Origin of the sequence: Streptomyces flavofungini (assembly GCF_041028215.1) — a bacterium.
Classification (GTDB): domain Bacteria; phylum Actinomycetota; class Actinomycetes; order Streptomycetales; family Streptomycetaceae; genus Streptomyces; species Streptomyces flavofungini_B.
In genome coordinates this window covers 1-6,538 of record NZ_JASKYR010000429.1, presented here as the reverse complement: position 1 = coordinate 6,538, position 6,538 = coordinate 1, and the positions used below count along the sequence as shown (strand labels likewise).

At 71.8% G+C, this 6,538-nt stretch carries 1 protein-coding gene; it reads left to right on the top strand.

Annotated features, from left to right (window positions below; all coding sequences use genetic code 11):
* The coding region (locus AB8Z36_RS25885; RefSeq protein ID WP_440581995.1) for a type I polyketide synthase at positions 1 to 6,538 on the top strand (6,538 nt) is incomplete at both ends.

The following is a 6,538-nucleotide window of genomic DNA, read 5'->3' as shown; positions in this document are numbered from 1 at the left end:
ATCTGGTGGTGGGGCACGGGGTTCGTGAGCTGCTGCTTGTGAGTCGGCGTGGTTCGGCTGCGGAGGGGGTTCGGGAGCTGGTCGCGGAGTTGTCGGAGGCCGGGGCTCGGGTTTCGGTGGAGGCCTGTGATGTGGCGGACCGGGATGCGGTCGGTGAGCTTCTGTCGCGGTATGCGGTGGGTGCGGTGGTGCATTCGGCGGGTGTGCTGGATGACGGCACCGTTGAGTCGCTGACGCCTGAACGGCTCGCGGGTGTGCTGCGGGCCAAGGTGGACGCGGCGTGGAACCTGCACGAGGCGACCAAGGACCTCGACCTCGGCGCCTTCGTCCTCTTCTCCTCGGTGGCGGGGACGTTCGGCAGCGCGGGTCAGGCCGCGTACGCCGCAGGCAACACCTTCCTGGACGCGCTGGCCCGCCACCGCCGCTCCCTCGGTCTGCCCGCAGTCTCCCTGGTCTGGGGCCCGTGGGCGCAGGACGCGGGGATGACGGAGGGCCTCTCGGACACGGACCGGCGGCGTATCGCGCGGTCCGGGCTGCCCGCCGTCTCGGCGGAGCGGGGCACTGCGCTGTTCGACGCGGCCCTGGCCTCCGGCGAACCGGTGCTCCTCCCCGTCCACCTCGACTTCCCGGCGCTCCGGGCCCAGGGCGAGATTCCGCCGCTGCTGCGGGGCCTGATCAGGACTCCCGCTCGCCGCAGCGCGGCGGCAGCGGGCTCCGCCACGGCCTCGGGCCTGGCCGCACGGCTCGCCTCACTGGGGGAGACCGAGCGCCGCGAGATCATGCTGGACCTGGTGCGCGGCCAGATCGCGATCGTCCTCGGCCACTCGGGCGCCCAGACCGTCAACCCCGACCGGGCCTTCCAGGACCTGGGCTTCGACTCGCTCACGGCGGTGGAGCTCCGCAACCGGCTCGGCAAGGCCACCGGCCTGCGGCTGCCGGCGACGGTGGTCTTCGACTACCCGACCGCCTCACTCCTCACGGGCCACTTGCTGGACGGCGTCCTCGGTACGGAGGCGGCGGCTGTGGTGCCGGTGGCGGTGCTGCCGTCGGTGGCGGATGATCCGGTGGTCATCGTCGGGATGGCGTGCCGGTATCCGGGTGGTGTGGCTTCGCCGGAGGATTTGTGGCGGGTCGTGTCGGAGGGTGTGGACGCGGTCTCGGAGTTCCCGTCGGATCGTGGCTGGGATGTGGAGGCGCTGTACAACCCGGATCGTGAGGTGCCGGGCACGACGTATACGCGCTCGGGCGGTTTCCTGCACGAGGCCTCGGAGTTCGACCCGGAGTTCTTCGGGATGAGTCCGCGTGAGGCGGTGGCCACGGACGCGCAGCAGCGGTTGCTGCTTGAGACGACGTGGGAGGCCATCGAGCGGTCCGGGATCGATCCGGTGTCGCTGCGCGGCAGCCAGACCGGCGTCTTCGCGGGCGTCATGTACAACGACTACGGCAGCATCCTGACCGGCGAGCAGTACGAGGGCTACCGGGGCAACGGCAGCGCGCCCAGCATCGCGTCGGGCCGGGTGTCGTACACGTTCGGGTTCGAGGGCCCTGCGGTCACCGTCGACACGGCGTGCTCGTCGTCCCTCGTCGCCATGCACTGGGCCGCGCAGGCCCTGCGCTCGGGCGAGTGCTCGCTCGCCGTCGCCGGTGGCGTCACCGTGATGGCCACGCCCACCGCCTTCGTCGAGTTCTCCCGCCAGGGCGCCCTCTCGCCGGACAGCCGCTGCAAGGCGTTCTCCGACGCCGCGGACGGCGCCGGGTGGTCCGAGGGTGTGGGCATGGTGGTGCTTGAGCGTCTGTCGGACGCGCGCCGCAAGGGTCACCGGGTGTTGGCGGTGGTGCGGGGTTCGGCGGTCAACCAGGACGGTGCGTCCAACGGTCTGACCGCCCCGAACGGTCCCTCGCAGCAGCGGGTGATCCGTCAGGCGCTGGCCAGTGGCGGTCTGTCGGCGGCGGATGTGGATGTCGTCGAGGCGCACGGTACGGGTACGACTCTGGGCGACCCGATCGAGGCGCAGGCGCTGCTCGCCACCTACGGCCAGGGTCGTGACGAGGACCGGCCGTTGTGGCTGGGTTCAGTGAAGTCCAACCTGGGTCATACGCAGGCGGCTGCCGGTGTCGCGGGTGTGATCAAGATGGTGATGGCGATGCGGGAGGGTGTGCTGCCGCGCACTCTGCACGTCGATACGCCGTCCTCGCACGTGGACTGGTCGGCGGGAGCCGTGGAACTGCTGACCGGCGAACAGAGCTGGGCAGGTGAGGAGCGGGTACGTCGGGCGGGTGTGTCCTCGTTCGGCATCAGCGGCACCAACGCGCACGTCATCCTTGAGCAGCCCGAACCGTTCGCTGAATCGGCGAGCGGTGACAAGGGGGATGTGTCCCTGGAGCCGGGTGTCGTGCCGTGGGTGCTGTCCGGGCGTTCGGAGGAAGCGCTGCGGGCGCAGGCCGGGCGGCTGCGGGAGTTCCTGGCGACCGGCTCGGCGTCGGTGACCGCCGTGGACGTGGCGTTCTCGCTGGCGACACAGCGCACCCTGTTCGATCACCGTGCGGTCGTGCTGGCCGAGGACCGGGACGCGGCGCTGGCCGCACTGGCGACGGGGCAGCCCGACGCCGGAGTCACCCGGGGTGTGGTCGGCACCGGTCGTACGGCGTTCCTGTTCTCGGGTCAGGGTTCGCAGCGGCTCGGTATGGGGCGTGAGTTGTATGCGCGTTTCCCGGTGTTCGCGGAGTCGTTCGACGCGGTGTGCGCCGCTTTGGACGGGCTTTTGGAGCGTCCGCTGCGTGAGGTGGTGTGGGGCGACGATGAGGCTGTCCTGAACGGCACCGCGTATGCGCAGGCGGGGTTGTTCGCCGTGGAGGTGGCGCTGTTCAGGTTGGTGGAGTCGTGGGGTGTGCGGCCGGAGTTCGTGGCCGGTCATTCGATCGGTGAGGTGGCGGCGGCGCATGTGGCCGGTGTCTTCTCGCTCAGTGATGCCTGCGCTCTGGTGGCCGCGCGTGGCCGGTTGATGCAGGCGCTGCCCGCAGGCGGTGCGATGGTGGCGGTGGAGGCCACCGAGGCGGAGGTGCTCGCGCACCTGGAGTCCGCTGACGGCGACGTGTCCGTGGCCGCCATCAACGGCCCGTCCTCCGTCGTCGTCTCCGGCGGCGAAGAAGCCGCCGAGGCGGTCGCGGAGGCGTTCAGGCAGCAGGGACGCCGGGTCAGCCGACTCCGGGTCTCGCACGCGTTCCACTCGCCGCTGATGGAGCCGATGCTGGCGGAGTTCCGCGAGGTCGTGGCGGAGCTGTCGTTCGGTGAGCCGAAGCTGCCGGTGGTCTCCAATGTCACCGGCCGCATCGCCGAAGCCGGTGAATTGACCTCCCCGGACTACTGGGTGAGTCACGTCCGCGAGGCAGTCCGTTTCGACGACGGCGTACGTGCCCTGGTGGAGCAGGGTGTGTCACGGTTCGTGGAGCTGGGCCCGGACGGTGTGCTCAGCGGCATGGCACGCGAGAGCGCGGGTGAGGACGCGGTCCTGGTCCCGCTGCTGCGCAAGGATCGCGCCGAGGAGAGCACCGCACTGGCCGCGCTCGGCCGACTGCACACCAATGGCGTGACCGTGGACTGGGCCGGTGTCCTCGCCGGTACCGGTGCCCGTGCCGTCGACCTGCCGACGTACGCCTTCCAGCGCCGCCGCTACTGGCCCGAAACCACCGGCACGGCGGCGGACCCGAGGTCGGCCGGTGTGGACGCGGCCGATCACCCGCTGCTTGGCGCGGTGGTCACGCTGCCCGAGTCCGGTGGCGTGGTGCTCACGGGCAGGCTGTCGGTGGAGGCGCAGCCGTGGCTCGCCGACCACGTGGTCCTCGGCCGGGTACTGCTGCCGGGCACGGGCCTCGTGGAGATGGCCCTGGCGGCGGGCGAGACGGTGGGTTGCGCCACCCTGGAGGAACTGACCCTGGCGGCACCGCTGGTGCTGCCCGAGGGCGGCGGCCTCCAGGTGCGAGTGGTCGTGGGCCCGCAGAGCGAAGGCCGTCGTACGGTCGCCGTCTACTCCCGTGCCGAGGGCGCCGGAGACGAGTCCTGGACGACTCACGCCACCGGCTCCCTGACGGAGACCGGCTCCCCCAGGGACACGGGAGCGACGACCGGGCTCGACGAGCAGTGGCCGCCGCTGGACGCCGATGCCGTGCCGGTGGAGGCCGCGTACGACGTCTTCCGCGAGCGTGGCTATGGATACGGGCCGGTGTTCCAGGGGCTGCGTGCGGCGTGGCGCCGGGGCGAGGAACTCTTCGCCGAGGTGGCGCTCCCGGAGGAGGCATCGGACGAGGCGGGCCGGTTCGGTCTGCACCCGGCGCTCCTCGACGCCACGATGCACGCGGGCATCCTGAACGACACCGACGACGAGACCTCCGTCCCCTTCGCCTGGAACGACGTGACCCTGCACGCGGTCGGCGCCAACGCCGTCCGCGTCCGGATCCGCCGCCTGGACGGCCGTGCCGTCTCCCTCTCCGTCGCCGACGTCACCGGTGCGCCGGTCCTGACGGTCGGCTCGATCGCCAGCCGACCGCTCTCCGCCGACCAGCTCGGCGCGGCCTCGGGCGACTCGGGGGCGCTGTACGGGGTGGAGTGGGTGACCCCGGCGGTCGCCGTGGCCGAGTCGGCGCGATGGATGTCGTGGAGCGATGTCGCTGCGGATGCCGATGCCGATGCCGATGCCGATGCCGATGTGCCGGGTGTGGTGGTGCTGGATTGCGGTGTGCCGGACGCGTCTGTGGATGTGCCTGGTGGTGTGCGGTCGGTGTTGGACCGGGTGCTGGGTGTGGTGCAGGAGTGGCTTACTGGTGAGCGGTTCTCGGGGTCGCGGCTGGTGGTCGTGACGCGGGGTGCGATGCCGGTGGTGCCGGTGGGCACGGGTGCTGACGGCACGGCGGTCGCGGGTGATGTGGTGCAGGCTCCGGTGTGGGGTCTGGTGCGTGCGGCGCTCGCGGAGAACCCGGGGCGGTTCGCCCTGGTGGACCTCGACCCGGCTGCCCCGGATGCGGGCGCCGACACGGCTGAGCTGCTGGATCGCGCGGTGGCGGCGGTGGTCTCTGGCGAGTCCGAGGTCGCTGTGCGCGGCGGCTCCGTACTGGTGCCGAGGCTGACGCGCCTGCCCGACGAGGCTCGCGAGCAGGCGGGCACCGCTGACGCCGCCGCGCCCTCTCTGAGTGGCTCCGGCGCGGTTCTGATCACCGGTGGTACGGGTGGTCTGGGTGCTGTGGTGGCCCGTTATCTGGTGGCCGAGCGTGGGGTGCGGGATGTGGTCCTGACCTCGCGGCGCGGCCCGGACGCCCCGGGCGCGCCGGAACTCGCGGCGGACCTGCGGGAAGCCGGTGCGACGGTGGACGTCGTGGCTTGTGACGTGTCCGACCGTGCCGCCGTGCACGACTTGGTGCACTCCCTGTCGGCGGACCGGGGTCTGCTGGCGGTTGTCCACGCGGCTGGTGTGGGTGACAACGGTCTGGTCGGTGCGTTGTCGCCGGAGCGGGTCGATGGTGTGCTGGGTCCGAAGGCGGATGCGGCGTGGTGGCTGCATGAGGCGACGGCCGGGCTGGAGTTGGCGGCGTTCGTGCTGTTCTCGTCGGCCGGTGGTCTGGTGCTGACCGCGGGGCAGGGCAATTACGCGGCGGCGAATGTGTTCCTGGACGCGTTGGCGGCGCGGCGTCGGGCCGAGGGCTTGGTGGCGACGTCGATGGCGTACGGGTTCTGGGATGTGGGCGCCGGTCTGGGCCAGTACCTGTCCGAGGTGGACCGGCGGCGGATGGCTACGCAGGGTCTGCCGGTGCTCTCCCACGACGCCGGGCTCGCGCTGTTCGCGCAGGGGCTCCAGCGTGACGAAGCCACGGTGGTGCCGCTGCGGGTGGACACCGCCGCGCTGCGCACCCGTACCGACGAAGTCCCGGCCCTGCTGCGCGCCCTGGCCCCGGCCAGGCGTACGGCGGCCGCCGCTGGAGCGGTCACCGGTGCGGGCCGAGACGAGTCCCCGGCGCACCGGCTGGCGACTCTGCCCGCCGCTGAACGGCACCGCACGGTCTTGCAGTTGGTGCGGTCGCACGTGGCGTCGGTCCTGGGTCATGGTTCGGCGGAGGCGATCGGTCCGGACCGGGCGTTCCAGGAGCTGGGCTTCGACTCGCTGGCCGCCACTGAATTGCGTAACCAGCTCAACAATGTGACCGGGTTGCGTCTTCCGGCGACCCTGGTCTTCGACCACCCCAACGCACTCGCCGTCACCGAGCACATCGAGGAGGAATTGGCTGCCGCATATCCGGAGGCCGGTTCGGACGGCGCGGGGACGGACGGTGAGGACGGCATCCGCCGCGCCCTGTCGTCGATCCCGACCCGGCGCCTGCGGGACGCGGGCCTGGTGGAGACACTGCTCGAACTCGCCGACGAGACCGGTGACCTGCCGGACACCGAGCTGGACGGCTGGGCCGACGGCGATGACGACGGTCTCACCGACGGCGACGGTCTCAGCGGCGGTGACGGCGTCAGCGACGCCGACCCCAACACCGCCGACACCCC